Origin of the sequence: Burkholderia sp. BCC1993, assembly GCF_905339865.1 — a bacterium.
Lineage (GTDB): Bacteria > Pseudomonadota > Gammaproteobacteria > Burkholderiales > Burkholderiaceae > Burkholderia.
The window spans coordinates 65,969-88,997 of sequence record NZ_CAJPGZ010000006.1; the positions used below are offsets into that span (position 1 = coordinate 65,969).

The 23,029-nt window shown below is 68.7% G+C and carries 22 protein-coding genes; 18 read left to right on the forward strand and 4 right to left on the reverse strand.

What is annotated here, in order from left to right; all coding sequences use genetic code 11:
- Positions 1–5: 5 nt before the first annotated feature.
- Complete coding sequence (locus tag U4Y91_RS11270; protein WP_321805339.1) at positions 6–650, reverse strand: UDP-N-acetylmuramate--alanine ligase; 645 nt, start codon at positions 648–650, stop codon at positions 6–8.
- Positions 651–884: 234 nt separating this feature from the next.
- On the opposite strand from U4Y91_RS11270, the gene mpl reads away from it, so the two are divergent.
- The 18 genes from mpl (at position 885) to U4Y91_RS11360 (ending at position 20,807) form a co-directional block, all read left to right on the forward strand.
- Complete coding sequence (mpl, locus tag U4Y91_RS11275) at positions 885–2,270, forward strand: UDP-N-acetylmuramate:L-alanyl-gamma-D-glutamyl-meso-diaminopimelate ligase (RefSeq protein WP_321805129.1); 1,386 nt, start codon at positions 885–887, stop codon at positions 2,268–2,270.
- Positions 2,267–2,836, forward strand: a complete 570-nt coding sequence (locus U4Y91_RS11280) for a YqiA/YcfP family alpha/beta fold hydrolase (RefSeq protein WP_321805130.1) — start codon at positions 2,267–2,269, stop codon at positions 2,834–2,836. Before mpl ends, U4Y91_RS11280 begins: the two co-directional genes overlap by 4 nt.
- 81 nt (positions 2,837–2,917) lie before the next feature.
- Positions 2,918–5,023: an RNB domain-containing ribonuclease gene (locus U4Y91_RS11285; protein WP_321805131.1), complete on the forward strand. Its 2,106-nt coding sequence runs from the start codon at positions 2,918–2,920 to the stop codon at positions 5,021–5,023.
- On the forward strand, positions 5,020–5,886 hold the full coding sequence (aroE, locus tag U4Y91_RS11290) for a shikimate dehydrogenase (RefSeq protein WP_321805132.1): 867 nt from the start codon (positions 5,020–5,022) through the stop codon (positions 5,884–5,886). Before U4Y91_RS11285 ends, aroE begins: the two co-directional genes overlap by 4 nt.
- A 14-nt stretch (positions 5,887–5,900) precedes the next feature.
- Positions 5,901–6,638, forward strand: coding sequence for a monofunctional biosynthetic peptidoglycan transglycosylase (mtgA, locus tag U4Y91_RS11295; RefSeq protein WP_321805133.1), 738 nt, complete (start codon positions 5,901–5,903; stop codon positions 6,636–6,638).
- A gap of 428 nt (positions 6,639–7,066) precedes the next feature.
- Positions 7,067–8,677, forward strand: a complete 1,611-nt coding sequence (locus tag U4Y91_RS11300; RefSeq protein WP_321805134.1) for a S10 family serine carboxypeptidase-like protein — start codon at positions 7,067–7,069, stop codon at positions 8,675–8,677.
- An 84-nt stretch (positions 8,678–8,761) separates the two neighbouring features.
- Positions 8,762–9,166 (forward strand): hypothetical protein, encoded by a 405-nt coding sequence (locus U4Y91_RS11305; RefSeq protein ID WP_044844191.1) that lies wholly within the window; start codon positions 8,762–8,764, stop codon positions 9,164–9,166.
- A 345-nt stretch (positions 9,167–9,511) separates the two neighbouring features.
- Positions 9,512–10,411 carry an IclR family transcriptional regulator gene (locus U4Y91_RS11310; RefSeq protein WP_044844190.1) on the forward strand — a complete coding sequence of 300 codons (900 nt, stop codon included), beginning with the start codon at positions 9,512–9,514 and terminating at the stop codon, positions 10,409–10,411.
- Positions 10,408–11,433, forward strand: coding sequence for a 2-dehydro-3-deoxygalactonokinase (locus tag U4Y91_RS11315; RefSeq protein ID WP_321805135.1), 1,026 nt, complete (start codon positions 10,408–10,410; stop codon positions 11,431–11,433). The genes U4Y91_RS11310 and U4Y91_RS11315 overlap by 4 nt, the downstream gene beginning before the upstream one ends.
- Before the next feature lie 22 nt (positions 11,434–11,455).
- Positions 11,456–12,133 carry a 2-dehydro-3-deoxy-6-phosphogalactonate aldolase gene (locus tag U4Y91_RS11320; RefSeq protein WP_321805136.1) on the forward strand — a complete coding sequence of 226 codons (678 nt, stop codon included), beginning with the start codon at positions 11,456–11,458 and terminating at the stop codon, positions 12,131–12,133.
- Positions 12,133–12,912, forward strand: coding sequence for an SDR family oxidoreductase (locus U4Y91_RS11325; protein WP_321805340.1), 780 nt, complete (start codon positions 12,133–12,135; stop codon positions 12,910–12,912). The genes U4Y91_RS11320 and U4Y91_RS11325 overlap by 1 nt, the downstream gene beginning before the upstream one ends.
- A gap of 102 nt (positions 12,913–13,014) precedes the next feature.
- Positions 13,015–14,010 (forward strand): arabinose ABC transporter substrate-binding protein, encoded by a 996-nt coding sequence (locus U4Y91_RS11330; protein ID WP_321805137.1) that lies wholly within the window; start codon positions 13,015–13,017, stop codon positions 14,008–14,010.
- A gap of 67 nt (positions 14,011–14,077) precedes the next feature.
- On the forward strand, positions 14,078–15,598 hold the full coding sequence (araG, locus tag U4Y91_RS11335) for an L-arabinose ABC transporter ATP-binding protein AraG (protein ID WP_321805138.1): 1,521 nt from the start codon (positions 14,078–14,080) through the stop codon (positions 15,596–15,598).
- A gap of 80 nt (positions 15,599–15,678) precedes the next feature.
- Positions 15,679–16,695 carry an L-arabinose ABC transporter permease AraH gene (gene araH / locus U4Y91_RS11340; protein WP_044844185.1) on the forward strand — a complete coding sequence of 339 codons (1,017 nt, stop codon included), beginning with the start codon at positions 15,679–15,681 and terminating at the stop codon, positions 16,693–16,695.
- 23 nt (positions 16,696–16,718) lie between these two features.
- Positions 16,719–17,534 carry an SDR family oxidoreductase gene (locus tag U4Y91_RS11345; protein ID WP_321805139.1) on the forward strand — a complete coding sequence of 272 codons (816 nt, stop codon included), beginning with the start codon at positions 16,719–16,721 and terminating at the stop codon, positions 17,532–17,534.
- 74 nt (positions 17,535–17,608) lie between these two features.
- On the forward strand, positions 17,609–18,673 hold the full coding sequence (locus tag U4Y91_RS11350) for an aldose 1-epimerase (RefSeq protein ID WP_321805140.1): 1,065 nt from the start codon (positions 17,609–17,611) through the stop codon (positions 18,671–18,673).
- 39 nt (positions 18,674–18,712) lie between these two features.
- Entirely contained in the window at positions 18,713–19,540 is an 828-nt protein-coding gene (gene pyrF, locus U4Y91_RS11355) for an orotidine-5'-phosphate decarboxylase (RefSeq protein WP_044844182.1), read from the forward strand.
- 208 nt (positions 19,541–19,748) lie between these two features.
- Positions 19,749–20,807 carry a haloacid dehalogenase-like hydrolase gene (locus tag U4Y91_RS11360; RefSeq protein WP_321805141.1) on the forward strand — a complete coding sequence of 353 codons (1,059 nt, stop codon included), beginning with the start codon at positions 19,749–19,751 and terminating at the stop codon, positions 20,805–20,807.
- A gap of 42 nt (positions 20,808–20,849) precedes the next feature.
- On the opposite strand, the gene U4Y91_RS11365 is transcribed toward U4Y91_RS11360, so the two are convergent.
- Genes U4Y91_RS11365 through thiL form a run of 3 tightly spaced genes read right to left on the reverse strand, consistent with a single transcriptional unit; the run spans position 20,850 to position 22,915 of the window.
- Positions 20,850–21,350 (reverse strand): CinA family protein, encoded by a 501-nt coding sequence (locus U4Y91_RS11365; RefSeq protein ID WP_321805142.1) that lies wholly within the window; start codon positions 21,348–21,350, stop codon positions 20,850–20,852.
- 31 nt (positions 21,351–21,381) lie between these two features.
- Complete coding sequence (locus U4Y91_RS11370; RefSeq protein WP_321805143.1) at positions 21,382–21,927, reverse strand: phosphatidylglycerophosphatase A; 546 nt, start codon at positions 21,925–21,927, stop codon at positions 21,382–21,384.
- Positions 21,917–22,915, reverse strand: a complete 999-nt coding sequence (thiL, locus tag U4Y91_RS11375; RefSeq protein ID WP_321805144.1) for a thiamine-phosphate kinase — start codon at positions 22,913–22,915, stop codon at positions 21,917–21,919. Before thiL ends, U4Y91_RS11370 begins: the two co-directional genes overlap by 11 nt.
- Between the last annotated feature and the right edge of the window lie 114 nt (positions 22,916–23,029).

Sequence of the window (23,029 nt, forward strand, 5' to 3'; positions counted from 1 at the left end):
TTGAATCATTCCGGTTCGGAAGGGGCGTTGCTGGCTTCGAGGAGCGCACGCAATGCGGCGGCGTCCGCGCGGGCGACCCGGCCGCGCGCGTCGGCCTTGACCGCGCCGCGCAGGTCGTCGCTCGCGTAGAGCGCGACGTGAATGCCGATCGCGTCCACGTCACGCCGCGGGCGCCACAGGAAGCTGAGCGTCTCGACGTCGGCGCGACCGGCGAAATGCCGCGTCTCGGACACGTCGTACTGAACGTTCTGGTTCAGCAGGTAGATCGCGACGTCCTTCGGGTTGTCGGTGAATATCTGCAAATGGATGTCCGAATGCGCGTTCGCGGTGCCGTGCAGCACCGCGCCCGTCACATACGGATTGAACTCGGCGAGCCGGCGCATCCAGTCGAGCGCGACCTCGCGCAGGCGGCGCAGTTCGTCCGGCTGCGTGTCGCTCTGGAACAGGGCGAGGTACTCGCGCAGTTCTTCCTCGATCAGGTCGTTATCCGGCAGCCATTCGCCGGCAACGCGCGTATCGTCGAACAGCTGGCGCGCGGCCTTGCGTTTCGCGCTGGCGTAATCGAGGCCGTCCTCCGCGATCAGGCGGGCGGCGGACTGGGCGATTTCCTCGCGGGCGCGCCGCGGGTCGACAAGGGGTTTGCGAGACATGATCCGGCAATCATACTCGATCGCCGCCACGGCAGAACGCGGCGCGGCTGCGTGCTGCCCACCGCGTCGCGCGGCGTCCGGATCCATCGTTCGGGCCGCCGGGCACGGCGGGCCGTCAGTTACAATGGCGGTCTTTGTGTCGCGGCGAAAGTCGTTGGCCGGGCGGCCTGTCCGGCGTGCCGCAGACCATTCTTTCCGAATCGACGGCGCCCGGCGGCGCGAAAGCATTCATCTATGCACATCCACATTCTTGGCATCTGCGGCACCTTCATGGGCGGTCTCGCCGTGCTCGCGCGCGAGGCCGGCCACACGGTGACGGGTTGCGACGCGGGCGTCTATCCGCCGATGAGCACGCAGCTCGAGGCGCAGGGCATCACGCTGATCGAGGGCTACGGCGCCGAGCAGATCGACCTGAAGCCCGACCTGTTCGTGATCGGCAACGTCGTCACGCGCGGCAACCCGCTGATGGAGGCGATCCTCGATCGCGGCCTGCCTTATGTATCCGGCCCGCAATGGCTCGGCGAGCACGTGCTGGCAGGCAAGTGGGTGCTGGCGGTCGCGGGCACGCACGGCAAGACGACCACGTCGTCGATGCTCGCGTGGCTGCTGGAAGATGCCGGCCTGAACCCGGGCTTCCTGATCGGCGGCGTGCCGCTGAACTTCGGCGTGTCGGCGCGGCTGACCGATTCGAGTTTCTTCGTGATCGAGGCCGACGAATACGATACGGCGTTCTTCGACAAGCGCTCGAAGTTCGTCCATTACCGGCCGCGTACCGCGGTGCTGAACAATCTCGAATTCGATCACGCCGACATCTTCCCGGATCTCGCCGCGATCGAAACGCAATTCCATCATCTCGTGCGCACCGTGCCGGGCGTCGGCCGGATCGTGACCAACGGCCGCTCGGACGCGCTCGAGCGCGTGCTCGCGCGCGGCTGCTGGAGCGAGGTCGAGCGCTTCGGCGTCGACGGCGGCTGGCAGGCACTGCCGGCCGAGGACGGCGTACCGGTCGACGAGCGGTTCGCGGTGTATTCGCAGGCAGAGCGTGTCGGTGAAGTCGCGTGGCAGGTGCAGGGCGACCACAACCGGATGAACGCGCTCGCGGCGATCGCCGCCGCGCGCCACGTCGGCGTGCCGCCCGCGCAGGCCGCCGAATCCCTCGCATCGTTTCGCAACGTGAAGCGGCGCATGGAAGTGCGCGGCAGCGTGGATGGGGTAACCGTCTACGACGACTTCGCGCACCATCCGACCGCGATCGAAACCACGATCGCCGGCCTTCGTGCACGCATCGGCCGTCAAAACTCCCGCATTCTTGCGGTGCTCGAGCCGCGCTCGAACACGATGAAGCTCGGCGTGATGAAGGCGCAACTGCCGGCCAGTCTCGCCGACGCCGACCTGGTGTTCGGCTACGGCGCGCCGACCGGGCGCGACGCGCTCGGCTGGAACCTCGGCGACGCGCTCGCGCCGCTCGGCGACAAGGCCCGCGCGTTCGACGATCTCCATCTGCTGGTGAAGTCGGTCGTCGCGGCCGCGCGCCCGGGCGACCACGTGCTCGTGATGAGCAACGGCGGCTTCGGCGGCGTGCACCAGAAGCTGCTCGACGCGCTCGGGAGCCGCGCGTGATCCTGTACCTGCACGGGTTCCGGTCGTCGCCGGAGTCGCAGAAGTCGCGGCTCCTCGCCGCGCGCATGGCCGAGCTCGGCCGCACGCCCGAATGGCGCTGCCCGTCGCTGTCGGTGTCGCCGCTCGACGCGATCGCCGTCGCGGAAGCCGAGGTGGCCGGGGTGCGCGACGTGACGGTGATCGGTAGCTCGCTCGGCGGCTACTATGCGACCTGGCTCGCCGAAAAGCACGGCTGGAAGGCGGTGCTGCTGAATCCGGCGATCGTGCCGCAGCGCGACCTCGAGCAGCATCTGGGCGAACAGCCGCTGTGGCACGGCGGCGGGTCGATCGTCGTCGAACGCCATCACCTGCAGGAGCTCGATGCGCTGCGCGTGCCGGCGATTTCGCGGCCCGAACGCTACTATCTGTTCGCGGCGACGGGCGACGAAGTGCTGGACTACCGCGAGATGCTCGCCCACTACCCGGGCGCGAAAACGCGCGTGATCGAAGGCAGCGACCACGGAATCAGCGAATTTGCCGACTATGTCGACGACGTTCTCGCTTTTTGCGACGACCGAACGTCATGAACCCGGCGTCATGCCGATCGAATTCCCATCATCATGTGGCGCCGCCGATGCGGCGCCCGGCAGTCTGAACGAGAGTACTGAGTGAACGTTTTCTTCGAGGAATCGGGCAGTTTCAAGGCGGGCAGCGTGCTGTCGCGCCAGGGTGACGCGTTTCAGGTCGAGTTGCCCGGCGGGCGGCGGGCGAAGGTGCGCGCGAAAGACGTGCTGATCGAATTCGAGAAGCCGGCCGCGAGCGAGCTGATGCAGGAAGCCGACACGGCCGCGCAGCAGATCGACCTGGATTTCCTGTGGGAATGCGCGCCGGCCGACGAATTCGCGTATACGGCGCTGGCCGCGGAATACTTCGGCGCGACCTACGGTCCGGTCGAGCGCGCGGCGCTGGTGCTGCGGCTGCACGGCTCGCCCGTCTACTTCCGCCGCAAGGGGCGCGGCCAGTATCAGCGCGCGCCGGAAGAGCAGCTCAAGATGGCGCTCGCGTCGCTCGAGCGCAAGCGCCAGCAGGCGCTCGTCCAGGCGCAGTACGAAGAGGAACTGAAGGCCGGCAAGCTGCCGGAAGCGTTCGCGGGCAAGGTGCTCGGGCTGCTGACGCGGCCGGACAAGAATGCGATCGAATACAAGGCGATGGAAGCGGCGGCCGGCGCGCGCGGCGTGTCGCCGGCGCGGCTGATGCTCGACTGCGGCGGCATCGCGTCGCCGCGGGCGCTGCACGAGGCGCGTTTCCTCGCGGAATTCTTCCCGCACGGCACGGGCTTCCCGGCCGTCACGGTCGGCCCGCTGCCGGACGACCTGCCGCGCGCGGACGTCGAGGCGTTCTCGATCGACGACATCACGACGACCGAAATCGACGACGCGTTCTCGGTCGAGCACCTGTCCGACGGTCGCGTGCGGATCGGCGTGCACATCGCGGCGCCGGCGCTCGGCATCGTGCGCGGCGACGCGGTCGACGCGATCGCGCGCGCGCGCTTGTCGACCGTCTACATGCCGGGCGACAAGATCACGATGCTGCCGGACGACGTGGTCGACGTGTTCACGCTGAAGGAAGGCGACTACCGCCCGGCGCTGTCGCTGTACATCATCGTCAACCGCGAGACGCAGGACATCGTCGCGAACGAGACGCGTGCCGAACTCGTGTTCGTGAAGAACAACCTGCGCCACAACACGCTCGACGAGCTCGTCAACGAAGAGACGCTCGCGGCCGGCACCGGCGACTACCCGCACAAGGACGACATCGCCGTGCTGTGGCCGCTCGCGCAGGCGCTGTTCGAGAAGCGCCAGGTCGCGCGCGCGGGCTACGGCCTGAAGCGCGAAGTGCAGCGCAACACCGACTACAACTTCTACGTCGAAGGCGAGCACGTGACGATCACGCCGCGTCGCCGCGGCTCGCCGCTCGACCTGATCGTGTCGGAGCTCGCGATCCTCGCGAACTCGACGTGGGGTGCGTTCCTGCACGATCACACGGTGCCCGGCATCTACCGCTCGCAGCGCGGCTTCGGCGCGCCGGGCCCGAAGCGCACGCGGATGCAGACGACAGCCGCGCCGCACGAAGGCCTCGGTGTCGCGCAATACGCGTGGAGCACGTCGCCGCTGCGCCGTTACGTCGACCTCGTGAACCAGTGGCAGCTGCTGGCATGCGTGCAGCACGGCGTCACTGCGAAGCTCGCCGCGCCGTTCAAGCCGAAGGACGCCGACCTGTACGCGGTCGTGCAGGGCTTCGACGACACCTATACCGCGTACGCCGACTACCAGCGCCGGATGGAGTACTTCTGGTGCCTGCGCTGGCTCGCGCAGGAGCAGAAGAAGCAGGTCGTCGCGAGCGTCGTGAAGGGCGATCTGGTGCGCCTCGAGGAAATTCCGCTGCTGCTGCACGTGCCGGGGCTCGGCGTGCATGCGCGCGGCACGCGCGTGCTGCTCGACGTGATGTCGCTCGACGAGCTGACGATCGAGGCGTCGGTGCGGCTGCTTAACGTGCTCGACGCGCCGACCGTGACGAGCGGCGACGCGGCGGACGACGAAGACGAGAACGAAAACGAAGGCGGCGACGACACGCTGGTCGATGCGCAAGACGCGTCGGCGCAAGCCGAGGCCGAAGCACTGGCCGAAGCGGACGGCGCGACGGCCGCAGGCGACGAGGCCGCGAGCGGCAACAGCCAGGAAAGCGCGGCAAGCGAAGCGGGGCGCGCATCATGAACGCAGCCGCGTCGACGAGCGGCGCCGACCGCTATGTGGTGTTCGGCAACCCGGTGGCGCACAGCAAGTCGCCGTTCATCCACGCGCAGTTCGCCGCGCAGACGGGCGAGGCGATCGTCTACGAGCACCGGCTCGCGCCGATCGACGGCTTCGAGGCCGCCGTGCGTGCGTTCATCGCCGAAGGCGGACGCGGTGCGAACGTGACGGTGCCGTTCAAGCTCGACGCGCATGCGCTCGCCGACACGCTGTCGCCGCGCGCGGCGGCGGCGGGCGCGGTGAACACGCTGCGCATCGATGCCGACGGCGGCATCTACGGCGACAACACGGACGGCGTCGGCCTCGTGCGCGACATCGAATTGAATCTCGGCGTGTCGCTCGCGGGCGCGCGCATCCTGCTGCTCGGCGCGGGCGGCGCGGCGCGTGGCGTCGTGCTGCCGATGCTCGAGCGCGCGCCGCTGTCGATCACGATCGTGAACCGCACCGCGAGCAAGGCCGAGGCGCTCGTCGGCCAGTTCACGCAGGCCGCGCACGATGCCGGCTGCGTACTGTCGGGCGGTGGCCCGGACGCCGTGCGTGCCGAGCCGTACGACGTGATCGTCAACGCGACGGCAGGCAGCCTCGATGCTGCGCTGCCGGCGTGCGACGCGGCCGCGTTCGGCGCGGGCACGCTCGCGTACGACATGATGTACGGCGCGCAGCCGACGGTGTTCATGCAGCATGCGGCGTCGCTCGGCGCGCGCACGGCCGACGGGCTCGGGATGCTGGTCGAGCAGGCGGCCGAATCGTTCTTCATCTGGCGCGGCGTGCGGCCGGACGGCGCACCGGTGCTGGCCGCGCTGCGCCAGGCGCTCGCGGTGGCCTGAGCGGAGCGCGGCAGGTGGTGGCGGTAAGCGGCACGCAGCGCACGCGGACGGTCAGCCCGACCCGCTGGATCGTCTATGCGGGTTCGGTGTTCGCGGGCGCGTGGCTCGCGACGCAGCTGTTCTATCTCGTGCAGATCGCGCTGTGGTCGTTGATCAATCCCGGTTCGACCGCGTTCATGCGTACCGACTCATGGTGGCTGTCGCACGACAACCCGCCCGCGCGGATCCAGCACCAGTGGGTGCCGTACGACCAGATCTCGCGCAACCTGAAGCGCGCGCTGATCGCGTCGGAGGATTCGACCTTCGCGACCAACAACGGCTACGACGTCGACGCGATCCTGCAGGCATGGGAGAAGAACAAGGCGCGCGGCCGGATCGTCGCGGGCGGTTCGACGATCACTCAGCAGCTCGCGCGCAACCTGTTCCTGTCGCGCGAGAAGAGCTACATCCGCAAGGGGCAGGAGCTGATCATCACGTGGATGCTCGAGACGGTGCTCGACAAGGAGCGGATCTTCGAGATCTACCTGAATTCGGTCGAATGGGGCCGCGGCGTGTACGGCGCCGAGGCCGCCGCCCGTTATTACTACAGGATTCCCGCGAGCCGGCTCGGCGCGTGGCAGTCGGCGCGCCTCGCGGTGATGCTGCCGAAGCCGCGCTGGTTCGACGCGCACCGCGGCTCGGCCTACCAGGCGCAGCGCGCGGCCGTCATTGCCCGCCGGATGGGCGCGGCCGAACTTCCGCAATCGCAGTGAGCGGCGCACCCGCGCCGTCGCATTGTCCGTTCCGTCGCCGGTGCGCCATTGGTGCGCTGCAGCGCGTTCGTGGTGCCCGCATTTCGGGCCGCATCCATTAGACGAATTCGTCTATTTCGCTTTGCTGAGCAATGCCCGCGCGCATGGAATTTTGTTTGCCGATATGGCACGAAATCCGCGTGATTTTTAGTGCTCCCGAGTAAACACGAGAGCAATCGAAAGGCGACTGAAAAGCGACGGTTCGCGAATCGAAGCATTCCTGAAAGGTGTGCACTGCACCGGCCGCCGATCGAATATTTCCAAATTTTTCAAAGCCGACCCGCTCGCGTATATTGGCCGGCGCCTCGGCTTATCGGCCGCAATCGAGGCGGGGGGCGGCTCACCCGGCTGCTCGACACAAAAAAACATTCGAGAGAAGGAAAGCAACGATGCCAGCGAGCAAAGCGAAGCTGTGGTTGGGGGTTGTGTTCTCTTCGCTGATTCTGACGGCCTGCAACGACGACGTGACCCCGTCCTCGGCAGCAGGTACCGACAATTCAGCCGATCCCGCCGCTCAGGTGGACAGGCCGTACAACGATCCCAACAGTTATTCATCGAGCGCGACCGCGTCGCTCGACGCGTCCGCCGCGGTCGAAAAGGCCGCCGTCACCCATCACCAGATCACGCTGAACGGCAAGACGATTCGCTACACGGCCACCGCCGGCCATCTCGTCGCGCGCAATCCGCAGACGGGCGCGCCCGAAGCCTCGTTCTTCTACATCGCGTACACCGCGGACAACCAGCCCGCGGCGAAGCGGCCCGTCACGTTCCTGTACAACGGCGGCCCCGGTTCCGCATCGGTGTGGCTGCATCTCGGCTCGTTCGGTCCGAAGCGGATCCAGACGGGCGACCCGAACGCGAATAGCTCGACATTCCCGTTCGTCGACAACGCGGAAAGCCTGCTCGACACGACCGACCTCGTGTTCGTCGATGCGATCGGCACCGGCTTCTCGGAGGCGATCGCACCGAACACGAACCAGACGTTCTGGGGTGTCGACCAGGACGGCGGCGCGTTCCGCGACTTCGTGACGCGCTACATCGCCGTGAACCGGCGCAACGATTCGCCGAAATACCTGTTCGGCGAGTCGTACGGCACGCCGCGCACCGACGTGCTCGCGAACCTGCTCGAGACGGCCGGCGTGAAGCTCGACGGCATCGTGCTGCAGTCGTCGATCCTGAACTACAACGCGAACTGCGACATGGCGAGCGACTATGTCGGCAACTCGAACAACGGGGCGAGCCCGGTGAGCTGCGCGGGCTTCGTGCCGTCCTACGGCACCGTCGGCGCGTACTACCAGCTCGACAATCCGAACCCGTCGAGCCTGCCGCAGTACGCGGACCAGATGCGCCAGCTGACGGCCGGCAGCTACACGCCCGCCGTGAACGCATATCTCGCAAGCCACACGCCGCCTCAGCCGACGCTCGTCACGACGATGGTGAATTCGACCGGCGTGAAGCAGTCGCTGTGGAATGCGGACTTCAACGTGGTCCCGACCTTCTTCGACAACAGCTTCCAGGTGGCGCTGATCCCGGGCACGCTGATCGGCCGCTACGACGCACGCGTGAACGTGCCGTCGTCGAGCCCGCTCGCGGCGGACGGGGACCCGTCGAGCACGTTCATCACGAAGCCGTTCACCGACACGATCGGCAGCTACCTGCCGAACGTGCTGAAGTACAGCGCGCAGTCGGCGTATTCGCTCAGCAGCAATGCGATCCAGACCTGGGACTGGACGCACGACGGCCTCGCGATGCCCGACACGATTCCCGATCTCGCGGCTGCGCTGACGCTGAATCCGTCGCTGAAGGTGCTGTCGCTGAACGGGTATCACGACATCGCGACGCCGTTCTACCAGACCGAGCTCGACCTCGCGCGGCTCGGCACGCAACCGAACCTGACGATCAAGGACTATCAGGGTGGACACATGGTCTATCTCGACGATACGTCGCGTCCGCAGGAGAAAGCCGACCTCGTGACTTTCTACAACGCGGCCGCGCACTGATGCGATGTGCGGGCCTGGCGACGCGCGCCCGTGGCGGTGCCGTTCGCCGGCCGTCGACGACCTCATTCCAGACTGGAGCCTGACATGAAGAAACGTTTCATCGTCGTTGCCGCGGCGCTCGCATGCGCCGGGGTTGCAGCATCCGCATCGGTGTCCGCGTTCGCGCAGGCGAGCGACGCCGCCACCCCGGCGCGCGCGCGCCAGGCGCAGCTCGGCGATCCGTACGTGCCGCCGGCCGCGCGCAAGCCGACCGCCGGCACGCAGACGACGGGCGCCGCGCTGCACGCGCAGGTGGTGCGCAAGCTCGCGCGGCAGTTCGGCGCGGCCGACACGCAGAACACCGGCTCGATCACCGAAGCGCAGGCGCGCGCGGCCGGCCTCGGCTACGTCGCGAACCACTTCCGGCAGATCGACGCGAACGGTAGCGGCCGCGTGTCGTTCTCCGACGTGCAGCGCTACATGCAGGCGCGCAGCACGAACCAGCAGTAAGCACGCCGCGCGGATAACGGGGGCGGGACCCGCGACGCGTCGGGTTCCGCCCCCGTGCGCATGGCGCGGCCGTTCCGCGCCGAATGCCGCGGCTTCTGCCGCTTTTCTCATTATCTGGACAACGCACTCAAATATTGGAGGCGAGTGCGTGCGCTCCTACAATCCGAAGCACATCGACAGCTTCGGACCCACGCATCGCGCGGCGCCCGACGCACACGGAGACACCTTCCATGACGTTCGCCGGGCGCTTTCCTCGGTGCATCGACCGCCGCGTTGCCGCGACGCCCGACTTCGTTCCGGCCTCGCGACAGCGGCTATACCGATTCCGCTGAAGAAGCCCGTTCCATGACCAAGATGCCCGATACCCTTGCTCTCGACGCCCGGCGCGCGACGCCGGACGATGCGCCGCTGACCGACAGCATCGGCGCGACCAGCACGCCGCTCGACCTCGCCGCGCAGCAGGCCGGCACGCAGACGCTGCTGCGCGGCCTCGCGATCCTCGAAGCGATCGCGAACGGCGCGCGCGACATGCGTGCGATCGGCGCCGCGCTCGGCACGACGCGCAGCACGACGCACCGCCTCGTCAGCAGCCTCGTGCAGGCGCGCTACCTGCGCCAGGTGCAGGGCGGCTACCTGCTCGGCCCGAAGCTGATCGAACTCGGCACGATCGCGCTCGAGCAGATGCCGCTCACGGCGGTTGCGCGGCCGCACCTCGAGGCGCTCGCCGAAGCGACGCTCGACACGATCCACCTCGGCGTGCGCGACGGCGACGACGTGCTGTACATCGACAAGATTCCCGGCACGCGCGGCCTCGAGATGCGTTCGCGCGTCGGCCACCGGATGCCGCTCGCGTCGACCGGCATCGGCAAGGCGATGATGCTCGACCTCGATCCGGACCGGTGGCGCTCGCTGTTCGAAGCCGCGCGGCGCGCGCTGGCCGGCGTCAATTTCAAGCCGGACAACCGGCCCGAGACGAGCGCGTTCCTGCAGCGCATGGCGCATTACGCGGCCGGCGGCTACACGTTCGATCTCGAGGAAAACGAAGCGTCGATCCGCTGCGTGGCCGCGCCGATCCGCGACGCGTCGGGCGCGATCGTCGCCGCCGTATCGGTCGCGAGCACGATCCCGTACATGCCGCACGACCGGATGGACGAACTGATTCCGCTCGTGCAGCGCGAAGCGCGAGCCATTTCCGCGGAACTGGGCTGGAGCCCGCCGCAGGGTACCCGCAGGATCAAACGATGACCCATTCGACCCGGACCGCTCCGGACGCCAACACCGCCGCCCCGTCGCTGATCGCGCTCGACTGGGGCACGACGTCGCTGCGCGCGTATCTGTTCGACGCGCACGGCGCGCTGCTCGACACGCGCAGCCGCGCGGCAGGCGTGATGCACGTGCCGGCCGGCGGCGCGCGTGCCTTCGACGTCGTGTTCGAGGAAGCGTGCGGCGACTGGCTCGACCGCGCGCCGGGCGTGCCGGTGCTGGCGGCCGGGATGGTCGGCAGCGCGCAGGGCTGGCGCGAGGCGCCGTACGTCGCGGTGCCGGCCGGCGCCGACGCGCTCGTCGCGGGGCTCGTCACGGTGACGACGGCGCGCGGCACGACGGTGTCGATCGTGCCGGGCGTGATCGCGACGGGCGAATTGCCCGACGTGATGCGCGGCGAAGAAACGCAGATATTCGGTGCACTCGCGAACGATCCCATGCTTGATGCTGATCGTTCAGGTGTACTGATCGGCTTGCCGGGCACGCATGCGAAGTGGGCATGGGTTAAGGACGGGCTCATCGAGCGCTTCCAGACTTTCATGACGGGTGAGCTGTTCGCGGCGCTGCGCGATCACACGATCCTCGGCCGCACGATGCGCGCGAGCGCGTCGCCCGACCGCGCGGCGTTCGCGCGCGGCGTCGCAGTGGCCCGCGGCGCGCAGCGCGCGGGGCTGCTCGCGACGATCTTCAGCACGCGCACGCTCGGCCTGACCGACCGGCTCGCGCCCGATGCGCAGGGCGACTATCTGTCCGGGCTGCTGATCGGCCATGAGCTGAACGCGCTCGACGCGATGCTCGCGGAGCGCGGTGTCGCGCTCGCGAACCAGCCGCTGCTGCTGATCGGCGACGACGGATTGTGTGCGCGCTACGTCGACGCGTTGAGCGTATTCGGCTGCACGCATGCACGCGTCGTCGCCCAGGCGACCGAGCGCGGCTTGTGGTGGATCGCGTCGCGCGCCGGACTCGTGCGCGCGGACGGCGAGCCCGTCTGCGCCGACCAATGAACCGATTGAAGAGGAACCGCTGATGTCGTCCGACCTTACGCTGCCCGCGCCGTACACGCCGCACGCGGCACTGATGCGCGCGTTCGACGCGTGCCCGCTGATCGCGATCATGCGCGGCATCGCGCCCGCGGAAGCTGTCGACCACGGCCTTGCGCTGCATGAAGCCGGCTTCCGGATCGTCGAGGTGCCGCTCAACTCGCCCGATCCGTTCGGCAGTATCGCGGCGCTGCGCCGCGCGTTGCCCGACGACATGATCGTCGGCGCGGGCACCGTGCTGCGCGCCGAATTCGTCGACCGCGTGCAGGATGCGGGCGGCACGCTGATCGTGATGCCGCACAGCGACGCGGCCGTGATCCGCCGCGCGCGCGAGCGCGGGCTCGCGAGCGCACCGGGCGTCGCGACGCCGACCGAGGCGTTCGCCGCGCTCGCGAACGGCGCCGACGTGCTGAAGATGTTCCCGGCCGAGCAGCTCGGCGTGCCCGTCGTGAAGGCGTGGCGCGCGGTGATCGACCGCGCGGTGCCGCTGCTTCCGGTCGGCGGGATTACGCCGGACAACATGCAGCCGTTCCTCGCGGCAGGCGCCAACGGCTTCGGCCTGGGTTCGGCGCTGTACCGACCCGGTCAGTCGGCGGACACGACCGCGGCGAACGCGCGTGCGTTCCAGGCCGGCCTGCGCGCGGCGCGCAGCGGAGCCGCATGATGGAACGCCTCGCGGGCAAGGTCGCGATGGTGACGGGCGCGGGCCGCGGGATCGGCGCCGCGATCGCGCAGGCGTTCGCGCGCGAGGGCGCGGCCGTCGCGCTCGTCGACCTCGACTTCCCGCAGGCGCAGCGCACGGCTGCGGCGCTCGCCGCCGAGGTCGGCGGCGCGCGCGTGCGGGCGCTGCACGCGGACGTCGCGCGGCAGGACTCGGTACGCGACGCGCTCGCGCAGACCGAAGCGGCTTTCGGCCCGCTCGACGTGCTGGTGAACAACGCGGGCATCAACGTGTTCGCCGATCCGCTGACGATGACGGACGACGACTGGCGCCGCTGCTTCGCGGTCGACCTCGACGGCGTGTGGCACGGCTGCCGCGCGGCGCTGCCGGGAATGGTCGAGCGCGGCCGCGGCAGCATCGTGAACATCGCGTCGACGCATGCGTTCCGGATCATCCCGGGCTGCTTTCCGTATCCGGTCGCGAAGCACGGCGTGCTGGGCCTCACGCGTGCGCTCGGCATCGAATACGCGGCGCGCAACGTGCGCGTGAACGCGATCGCGCCCGGCTACATCGAGACGCAGCTCACGCGCGACTGGTGGGATGCGCAGGCCGACCCGGCCGCGGCGCGCGCCGAGACGCTCGCGCTGCAGCCGATGAAGCGGATCGGCAAACCGGAGGAAGTCGCGATGACGGCCGTGTTTCTCGCGTCCGACGAGGCGCCGTTCATCAATGCCGCGTGCATCACCGTCGACGGCGGGCGCGCGGCGCTGTACCACGACTGACGCAACGATTCGACAGACCGCACGTGCGACGGCCGCGCGCACGCTGCGTCGAAACCAACAAGCGGCTGCATTCCGTTCGATGAAGACAAGGAGACACTGGAGATGAAACGCAGAACGTTCGTAACGCTGGCCGCCGCGGCCGCGGTGGTGATGGGAAGCCCGGTTGCGCACGCGGCCGACCCGGTCAAGATCGGTTTCCTCGTGAAGCAGCCGGAAGAGCCGTGGTTCCAGGACGAATGGAAGTTCGCCGAGATGGCCGCGAAGGACAAGGGCTTCACGCTCGTGAAGATCGGCGCGCCGTCGGGCGAGAAGGTGATGAGCGCGATCGACAACCTGTCCGCGCAGAAGGCGCAGGGCTTCATCATCTGCACGCCCGACGTGAAGCTCGGGCCGGGCATCGTCGCGAAGGCGAAGTCGCACAACCTGAAGATGATGACGGTCGACGACCGCCTCGTCGACGGCGCAGGCAAGCCGATCGAGGCGGTGCCGCACATGGGGATCTCCGCGTACAACATCGGCAAGCAGGTCGGCGACGGCATCGCGGCCGAGATCAAGAAGCGCGGCTGGAACATGAAGGACGTCGGCGCGATCGACATCACCTACGAGCAGCTGCCGACCGCGCACGACCGCACGAGCGGCGCGACCGATGCGCTGGTGGCCGCCGGCTTTCCGAAGGCGAACGTGATCGCGGCGCCGCAGGCGAAGACCGACACCGAGAACGCGTTCAACGCGGCGAACATCGCGCTCACCAAGAACCCGCAGTTCAAGCACTGGGTTGCCTACGGCCTGAACGACGAGGCCGTGCTCGGCGCGGTGCGCGCGGCCGAAGGGCGCGGCTTCAAGGCGGACAACATGATCGGCATCGGCATCGGCGGTTCCGATTCGGCGCTGAACGAGTTCAAGAAGCCGCAGCCGACGGGTTTCTACGGCACCGTGATCATCAGCCCGAAGCGGCACGGCGAGGAAACCTCCGAGCTGATGTACACGTGGATCACGCAGGGCAAGGCGCCGGCGCCGCTCACGCTGACCACCGGCATGCTCGCGACGCGCGACAACGTGTCGAAGGTGCGCGAGGAGATGGGGCTTGCCTCGAAGTAAGCGGCACGCCGGCCGCCGCGGCGATGCGGCGGCCGGCGATCGATGGATCTGCAAGTGGGGAGACGACGTGTCAGCGGCACTGCGTTTTGACAATATCGGCAAGGTATTTCCCGGCGTGCGCGCACTCGACGGCATCTCGTTCGACGTACACGCGGGCGAGGTGCATGGCCTGATGGGCGAGAACGGCGCGGGCAAGTCGACGCTGCTGAAGATTCTCGGCGGCGAATACCAGCCCGATGCGGGCAGCGTGCTGGTCGACGGCCAGCCCGTGCATTTCTCGAGTGCGGCTGCGTCGATCGCGGCCGGCATCGCGGTGATTCACCAGGAACTGCAGTACGTGCCCGACCTGACGGTCGCGGAGAACCTGCTGCTCGGCCGCTTGCCGAATGCGCTCGGCTGGGTGAGGAAGGGCGAGGCGAAGCGCCACGTGCGCGAGCGGCTCGCGGCGATGGGCGTCGATCTCGATCCGGATGCGAAGCTCGGCCGGCTGTCGATCGCGCAGCGGCAGATGGTCGAGATCTGCAAGGCGCTGATGCGCAACGCGCGCGTGATCGCGCTCGACGAGCCGACGAGCTCGCTGTCGCATCGCGAGACCGAGGTGCTGTTCAAGCTCGTCGACGACCTGCGCGCGCAGGGCCGCGCGCTGATCTACATCTCGCACCGGATGGACGAGATCTATCGGCTGTGCGATGCGTGCACGATCTTTCGCGACGGGCGCAAGATCGCGTCGCACGAATCGCTTGCCGACGTGCCGCGCGAGCGGCTGGTCGCCGAGATGGTCGGGCGCGAAATTTCGGATATCTACCATTACGCGCCGCGCGCGCTCGGCGACGTGCGGTTGTCGGCGGAAGGCGTCGATGGCCCGGCGCTGCGCGAACCCGCGAGCTTTTCGGTGCGCGCGGGCGAGATCGTCGGGTTCTTCGGCCTCGTCGGCGCGGGCCGCAGCGAGCTGATGCGGCTCGTGTACGGCGCCGACCGCCGGCGCGCGGGCGTGCTGACGCTCGACGGCAAGCGTATCGACGTGAAGCGCACGGGCGACGCGATCCGTCACGGCATCGTGCTGTGCCCGGAAGACCGCAAGGAGGAAGGGATCATCGCGATGGCGTCGGTCGCGGAGAACATCAACATCAGCTGCCGCCGTCATTCGCTGCGCGCGGGCCTGTTCATCGACCGCAAGGCCGAAAGCGAAACGGCCGACCGCTTCATCCAGCGACTGAAGATCAAGACGCCGAACCGGCGGCAGAAGATCCGCTTCCTGTCGGGCGGCAACCAGCAGAAGGCGATCCTGTCGCGCTGGCTCGCGGAGCCCGACCTGAAGGTCGTGATCCTCGACGAGCCGACGCGCGGCATCGACGTCGGTGCGAAGCACGAGATCTACGACGTGATCTACCGGCTGGCGGAGCGCGGCTGCGCGATCGTGATGGTGTCGTCGGAGCTGCCGGAAGTGCTCGGCGTGTCCGACCGCATCGTCGTGATGCGCGAAGGCCGCATCGCGGGCGAGCTGCCGCGCGAACAGGCGAACGAGCATGCGGTGCTGAGCCTCGCGCTGCCGCAGACCAGCGTCGTCGAGGCGGCTGACGCAGTGTGAGGTCGCCGCGGGCGACGCAGGACATTCGAATCGATCACGCGCGGCGCGGGCCGCGCGATGCAGGAGCAGGAGACACAACCATGCAAGTCAGGGAAAACCTCGCCAGCGCAGCCGTGAAGCCGTCGGCCGATGCGCTGGTACCGCAGCAGAGCGACCGCCAGAAGTGGTGGCAGCACCTCACCGAATACAGCCTCATTGCGATCTTCGCGGTGATGTTCTTGACGATGTCGCTGACGGTCGATCACTTCTTCTCGATCGACAACATGCTCGGCCTCGCGCTGTCGATCTCGCAGATCGGGATGGTCGCGTGCACGATGATGTTCTGTCTGGCCTCGCGCGACTTCGACCTGTCGATCGGCTCGACCGTCGCGTTCTCCGGCGTGCTGTGCGCGATGGTACTGAACGCGACCGACAACACGTTCGTCGCGATCGTCGCGGCGGTCGCGGCAGGCGCCGCGATCGGCTTCGTGAACGGCGCGGTGATCGCGTACCTGCGCATCAACGCGCTGATCACGACGCTCGCGACGATGGAAATCGTGCGCGGGCTCGGCTTCATCGTGTCGAAGGGGCAGGCGGTCGGCGTGTCGTCGGATACCTTCATCGCGCTCGGCGGGCTCACGCTCTTCGGCGTGTCGCTGCCGATCTGGGTCACGCTGCTGTGCTTCATCGTGTTCGGCGTGCTGCTGAACCAGACCGTGTACGGCCGCAACACGCTCGCGATCGGCGGCAACCCCGAGGCGTCGCGCCTCGCGGGGATCAACGTCGAACGCACGCGCGTATACATCTTCCTGATCCAGGGCGCGGTGACGGCGCTCGCCGGTGTGATCCTCGCATCGCGCATCACGTCGGGCCAGCCGAACGCCGCACAGGGCTTCGAGCTGAACGTGATCTCTGCGTGCGTGCTCGGCGGCGTGTCGCTGATGGGCGGCCGCGCGACGATCTCGGGCGTCGTGATCGGCGTGCTGATCATGGGCACCGTCGAGAACGTGATGAACCTGCTGAACATCGACGCGTTCTACCAGTACCTGGTGCGCGGCGCGATCCTGCTCGCGGCCGTGCTGCTCGACCAGCTGAAGAACCGCGGCGTACGCGACTGACCGATTTCACGGAGACGATTCGCATGACCATCGACACATCCGCGCAGGATCCGCTCGCCGCTGGCGACGCGCGTTATGCGCGCTACCCGAGCCTCGAGGATCGCGCGGTGCTGATCACGGGCGGCGCGACCGGCATCGGCGCGGCGTTCGTCGAGCACTTCGCGCGGCAGGGCGCGCGCGTGGCGTTCGTCGATCTTGACGCACAGGCGGGCCAGGCGCTCGCGGAAAGCCTCGCGCAGGCGCCGGACGTACGTCACGCACCGCTGTTCCTCCCGTGCGACCTCACCGACATCGACGCGCTACGCCATGCGATCGATGCGATCCGCGCACGGATCGGCGCGATCGCGGTGCTCGTGAACAACGCGGCGAACGACACGCGCCACGCGATCGGCGACGTGACGCCCGCGTCGTTCGACGCGGGCATCGCGGTGAACCTGCGCCACCAGTTCTTCGCCGCACAGGCCGTGATCGACGACATGAAGCAGCGCGGCGGCGGCGCGATCATCAACCTCGGCTCGATCAGCTGGATGCTGAAGAACGGCGGCTATCCCGTCTACGTGATGGCGAAGGCAGCCGTGCAGGGCCTCACCCGCGGGCTCGCGCGCGATCTCGGCCCGTTCGGGATCCGCGTGAATTCGCTGGTGCCCGGCTGGGTGATGACCGACAAGCAGCGCAGGCTGTGGCTCGACGACGCGGGCCGGGCGGCGATCAAGGCCGGCCAGTGCATCGAAGCGGAGCTGCTGCCGGACGATCTCGCCCGGATGGCGCTGTTTCTCGCGGCCGACGACAGCCGGATGATCACCGCGCAGGACGTGGTGGTCGACGGCGGCTGGGCCTGATTGCCGATGTCCGTGTTCGCGCGGCACCGCGCAGCGATCCGTATCGTTTCATCGACGAAGCAAAGGAGTTCACCATGACCGCCACGTCCTCGCACGCAGCGTCGTCGTCCACGAGCCAGTCGCGCCGTGCGCGCCTGGCCGCCGCCGCGCAGCCGGTCAGCGCCGGCCCGCAGACCGCCACGTTCGCGCAGGGCGTCGGCGCCGCGCATGCGGCGGCCGTCACGCTGTCGAACGCGGCGCTGCGGCTCGACGTGCTGCCCCACCTCGGCGGCGGCATCGCGCGCTTCGACTGGCGCGGCGACCACGGCGCACTGGTGCCGGTGTTCCGACGTTGCGAACACCCGGAGACGGCGACGGACCCGAACGCACTCGCGTGCTATCCGCTGCTGCCGTATTCGAACCGGATCGGCAACGGCCGCTTCGAATGCGACGGGCGCAGCGTCGCGGTGCCGCGCAACCGCCGCGACGAGCCGCTGCCGATCCACGGCGACGGCTGGCTCGCGCCGTGGCAGGTGGACGACGCGACCGATACCACGCTGCAGCTGTCGCTCGATCGCGCGAGCGGCGCGCCGTACGCGTTTCGTGCGATCCAGTCGTTCGCGCTCGACGACACGACGCTGTCGATCGCGCTGACGATCGAAAACGCGGGACGCGCACGGCTGCCGTTCGGGCTCGGCGTGCACCCGTTCCTGGTGCGCGACGACGCGACCGAGCTGGCCGCGGCTGCGGGCGGCCTGTGGCTGTCGGGCGCGGATTTCCTGCCGGTGCGGCACGTGTGCGTGCCGCCGGCCTGGCAGTTCGGCGTCGCGTATCCGTTGCCGGCGACGCTCGTCAATCATGCGTTCACCGGCTGGGGCGGCCACGCGACGGTGAGCTGGCCGCGCCGCGGGCTGTTGCTGACGATCGCGGCCGACACCGATGCGTACGTGCTCTATACGCCGCCCGGCGAGCCGTTCTTCTGCTTCGAGCCGGTCGATCATCCGATCAATGCGGTGAACCTGCCGGGCGGCGCGGCCGCGCACGGGATGACGCTGCTCGCGCCGGGCGAGCGGCTCACGCGGCGTTTCGCGTTCACCGTCGAGCGGGCCGATGCACGGGTCGACGCCGCCGTGCGCGAAGGACGCCGGCGACGCGGGTAAAATACGCGGTCTACCAACGGTTTGCCGCGAGTATCCGCCATGTCTTCCCCGCTTACTTTCATCGAATCGCTGCGCGCCGCGTGGCAGCGCACGAATTCGCTGCTCTGCGTCGGCCTCGATCCCGAGCCGTCGCGCTTTCCCGTGCAGTTCGACGGCCAGCCCGACGCGATCTTCGAGTTCTGCCGGCAGATCGTCGACGCGACCGCGCAGTATGCGAGCGCGTTCAAGCCGCAGATCGCGTACTTCGCCGCGCATCGCGCGGAAGATCAGCTCGAGCGGCTGATCGCACACATCCACCTCCAGCATCCGGGCCTGCCCGTGATTCTCGACGCGAAGCGCGGCGACATCGGCAGCACCGCCGAGCAGTACGCGCGCGAAGCGTTCGAGCGCTATCGCGCGGACGCGGTCACCGTGAACCCGTACATGGGCTACGACTCGGTGGAACCGTACTTCGAGCATGAAGGCAAGGGCGTGATCGTGCTGTGCCGCACGTCGAACCCGGGCGGGTCGGACCTGCAGTTCCTCGAAACGGGTGGCCGGCCGCTGTACCAGGTCGTGGCCGATCTCGCGGCGAACAAGTGGAATGCGAAGAACGGCCAGCTCGGCCTCGTGGTCGGCGCGACCTTCCCGAAGGAGATCGAGATCGTGCGCGGGATCGTCGGCGACATGCCGCTCCTGATCCCCGGCATCGGCGCGCAGGGCGGCGACGTGCAGGCGACCGTCAACGCGGGCCGCACTGCCGACGGCACCGGGATGATGATCAACTCGTCGCGCGCGATCCTGTACGCGAGCAAGGGCGAGGATTTCGCCGAAGCCGCCGCGCTCGCCGCGCAGAAGACGCGCGATACGATCAACGCGCATCGCTGAAATATCGCTGAGTCACAGGCCGCCCGCCCGGGCGGCCTTGCAACGCCGAGCCCGCATCCGCGGGCCGCGCGCCTGCCTCGCGTGTTCGCCGTCCTGGCGCACGCGAACAACTTCCCGTCGCTTGCGCACCGCATGCTCGCGCCACAATCGCGCGATGCTGCCGCTTGTCATCGATTCGTCATCAGAATGTCACAAAAGGAGCGGCGCCATGCCCAAGCTGTCCCGACGTTTTCTGAGCGCGCTTGCCGCGTCGTTGTGCATGTCGTTCGCCCACGCGGCGGACCTGTCGCACTGGCCGGCGGACAGCGCGAAGGCGCTGAACGCGATGATCGCCGCGCACGCGCATCGCGGCGACTACGCGGTGTTCGACGCCGACAACACGACCTATCGCTACGATCTTGAGGAGTCGCTGCTGCCATATCTCGAGAACCGCGGCGTGCTGACGCGCGACTCGCTCGATCCGTCGCTGAAGCTGATCCCGTTCAAGGATTCCGCCGACTACAAGGAATCGCTGACGAGCTACTACTACCGGCTCTGCGAGATCGACGACCTGGTTTGCTACCCGTGGATCGCACAGGCGTTCGCGGGGCTGTCGCTGGCCGACCTGAAGCGCCACGTCGACGCGATGCTCGCCGACGGCAAGCCGGTGCCGATCCGCTACTGGCAGGGCGACAAGGTCGTCGACGGCACCGCGAACCCGCCGCGCTTCTTCCACGGCATGCAGGAGCTGTACAACGCGCTGCGCGAGAACGGGATCGAGGTGTACGTGATGACCGCCGCGCACGAGGAGCTCGCGCGGCTCGTGCTGTCCGATCCGAAATACGGCTACAACGTGAAGCCGCAGAACGTGATCGGCGTGACGACGCTGCTGCGCGACCCGGCGACGGGCGCGCTGACCACGTCGCGACTGCAGATCAAGGCCGGCAAGTACGACGAGGCCGCGAACCGCAACCTCGTGATCACGCCGTTCCTGATGAATCCGATGACGTGGTACGAAGGCAAGCTCGGCTCGATCGCCGGCTGGATCGACCAGTGGAAGAAGCCGGTGCTGGTCGCGGGCGACACGCCGAAATCCGACGGCTACATGCTGCTGAACGCGACCGACGTCGCGCGCGGCGGCGTGCGCGTGTGGGTGAACAAGAAGGACAAGCAGATGGCGCAGATCCGCGCGTGGTCGGACGAATCGGCCGCGCAGCAGAAGGCGCTCGGCCTGCCGGTCACGGCGGACAAGAACTGGATCGTCGTGAAGCCCGACGCGATTCAGTAAGCGGGCAGGGGCGCCGGCCGCCCCTGCCGTTGCGCGGGGGAATCAGCCTTCGCGTTCGTCGAGCAGCTTGAGCAGCCCGCGCAGCGCATGCGCGGCCGCCTGCGTACGGATCTGCTCGCGATCGCCCTTGAACACGAGCGTTTCGACGTCGGTATGCAGCCGGTTGCTCCACGCGAACGACACGGTGCCGACCGGCTTCTTCTCGCTGCCGCCCGCCGGCCCGGCGATGCCGGTGACCGACAGCGCGACCTGCGCGCGGCTGTTGCGCAGCGCGCCTTCGGCCATCGCGCGCGCGACCGGCTCGCTGACGGCGCCGTGTTTCTCGATCAGGTCGGGCGGCACGCCGATCATGTCGATCTTGGCCTGGTTCGAGTAGGTGACGAAGCCGCGCTCGAACCACTGGCTGCTGCCGGAGATGTCGGTGATCGCGGCGGCGATCATGCCGCCCGTGCAGGATTCGGCGGTGGCGAGCGACAGGTGCTCGTCACGCAGCTTGTTGCCTGCGCGGATCGCAAGCTGATGGACGACGGAATCGGTTGGCATGCGCGTCGGGAAGCGGGAGTCGGGAAATCGGTCAGCCGACGACGGAGCGCCAGAAGGCGATCACGAGCAGCGTCATGAACGCGGCGATCAGGTCGTCGACCATGATGCCGAGCCCGCCTTTCACGCGACGGTCGAAATAGCGGATCGGCGGCGGCTTGAGCATGTCGAAGAAGCGGAACACGACGAACGCCCACAACTGGCCGATGAAGGTCGCGGGCGTGACGAACAGCATCACGAGCCAGATCGCGACGATCTCGTCCCAGACGACGGCGCCCGGATCGGACGTACCCATCTTCGTCGCGGTGAAACCGGTGATCCACGTGCCCGCCGCGAAACCGATCGCGATCAGCGCCCACCATTCGGGCACCGTCAGGTAGCGGTTGAGCACGACGAACGCGAGCCAGCCGAACAGCGTGCCGAACGTGCCGGGCATGAACGGCGCGAGCCCGCTGCCGAAGCCGAGCGACACGATGTGCGCCGGGTGCGACAGCATGAAGCGCGCGGTGGCGCGCCGCGGCGCGCTCCGGGCGGCGCCGGGCGCGGCCGCGGATTGCGCGGTCGTCGGGTCAGTCTGCATGAAAGTGGTCGAAACCGTGCAACGTGAAAGTCAGGGGCGCGCCGGCGGCGTCGCGCCACGCGATCGCGGGCTGCTCCGACGGCGAGGACAACGCGTGTATTGTACCGACTCGCGTGACCGGAACCCCGGCGCTCGCGCCCGCTGCCTCGACCGCCGCGCGGGCCGCGGCCGGTGCGGTGAAGCACAGTTCGTAGTCGTCGCCGCCGGCGAGCGTGCAGCGTCGCTGCACGTCGGGCGGCAGCGTCGCGAGCGCGGCCGAGCGCGGCACCGCGTCGGCGTCGATCTCGGCGCGCACGTTCGAGCAGGTCAGGATGTGCCGCAGGTCGCCGGCGAGGCCGTCCGAGATGTCGAGCGCCGCATGCGCGACGCCCGCGAGCGCGAGCCCGAGCGCAATACGCGGTTCCGGGCGCTCGAGTGCCTGCCGGAACGCGGCGGCTTCGTCCGCGCCGGCGGTCCATTCGCCGCGCGCGAGCCCGAGCCCCGCGCGCGCGTCACCGAGCGTGCCGGACACCCAGACGTCGTCGCCGTCGCGCGCGGCGTCGCGCCGCAGCGCCGCATCCGGCGCGACTTCGCCGAACACGGTCACGCACAGGTTCAGCGGCCCGCTCGTCGTGTCGCCGCCGATCAGCTCGCAGCCGAACCGCTCGGCGAGCGCGAACAGGCCGTTGCTGAACGCCTCGAGCCACGCTGCGTCGGCGCGCGGCAGCGCGCACGCGAGCGTGAACGCGCGCGGCTCGGCGCCCATCGCCGCGAGATCCGACAGGTTGACCGCGAGCGTCTTGTGGCCGAGCGCGTCGGGCGCGACATCGGGAAAGAAATGGCGGCCCTCGACCAGCATGTCCGTCGAAATGGCCAGCAATTTTCCGGATCGCGGCGCGATCAGCGCGCAATCGTCACCGATGCCGAGCGTCGACGCACGCGCCCCCCGGGCCGCGCGGCGCGCGAAGAAGCGATCGATCAGCGAAAACTCGGACAGGGCGGCTGGCACGGCGGAGGAACCCGGAAGCGGTGAAAGGAATGGCATTGTACGCAGCGAGCGGTGCCGTTCCTGCACCGTTCAGTACATTTATGTCGCGGCTGTCGCACCCGAATCGCCGGTCTG

Excerpts from the sequence above, each read along its gene's own strand:
- U4Y91_RS11270 (WP_321805339.1), bottom strand. The coding sequence starts at position 650 with ATGTCTCGCAAACCCCTTGTCGACCCGCGGCGCGCCCGCGAGGAAATC.
- mpl (WP_321805129.1), top strand. The coding sequence starts at position 885 with ATGCACATCCACATTCTTGGCATCTGCGGCACCTTCATGGGCGGTCTC.
- aroE (WP_321805132.1), top strand. The coding sequence starts at position 5,020 with ATGAACGCAGCCGCGTCGACGAGCGGCGCCGACCGCTATGTGGTGTTC.
- U4Y91_RS11300 (WP_321805134.1), top strand. The coding sequence starts at position 7,067 with ATGCCAGCGAGCAAAGCGAAGCTGTGGTTGGGGGTTGTGTTCTCTTCG.
- U4Y91_RS11305 (WP_044844191.1), top strand. The coding sequence starts at position 8,762 with ATGAAGAAACGTTTCATCGTCGTTGCCGCGGCGCTCGCATGCGCCGGG.
- U4Y91_RS11310 (WP_044844190.1), top strand. The coding sequence starts at position 9,512 with ATGACCAAGATGCCCGATACCCTTGCTCTCGACGCCCGGCGCGCGACG.
- U4Y91_RS11315 (WP_321805135.1), top strand. The coding sequence starts at position 10,408 with ATGACCCATTCGACCCGGACCGCTCCGGACGCCAACACCGCCGCCCCG.
- U4Y91_RS11320 (WP_321805136.1), top strand. The coding sequence starts at position 11,456 with ATGTCGTCCGACCTTACGCTGCCCGCGCCGTACACGCCGCACGCGGCA.
- U4Y91_RS11325 (WP_321805340.1), top strand. The coding sequence starts at position 12,133 with ATGGAACGCCTCGCGGGCAAGGTCGCGATGGTGACGGGCGCGGGCCGC.
- U4Y91_RS11330 (WP_321805137.1), top strand. The coding sequence starts at position 13,015 with ATGAAACGCAGAACGTTCGTAACGCTGGCCGCCGCGGCCGCGGTGGTG.
- araH (WP_044844185.1), top strand. The coding sequence starts at position 15,679 with ATGCAAGTCAGGGAAAACCTCGCCAGCGCAGCCGTGAAGCCGTCGGCC.
- U4Y91_RS11345 (WP_321805139.1), top strand. The coding sequence starts at position 16,719 with ATGACCATCGACACATCCGCGCAGGATCCGCTCGCCGCTGGCGACGCG.
- U4Y91_RS11350 (WP_321805140.1), top strand. The coding sequence starts at position 17,609 with ATGACCGCCACGTCCTCGCACGCAGCGTCGTCGTCCACGAGCCAGTCG.
- pyrF (WP_044844182.1), top strand. The coding sequence starts at position 18,713 with ATGTCTTCCCCGCTTACTTTCATCGAATCGCTGCGCGCCGCGTGGCAG.
- U4Y91_RS11360 (WP_321805141.1), top strand. The coding sequence starts at position 19,749 with ATGCCCAAGCTGTCCCGACGTTTTCTGAGCGCGCTTGCCGCGTCGTTG.
- U4Y91_RS11365 (WP_321805142.1), bottom strand. The coding sequence starts at position 21,350 with ATGCCAACCGATTCCGTCGTCCATCAGCTTGCGATCCGCGCAGGCAAC.
- U4Y91_RS11370 (WP_321805143.1), bottom strand. The coding sequence starts at position 21,927 with ATGCAGACTGACCCGACGACCGCGCAATCCGCGGCCGCGCCCGGCGCC.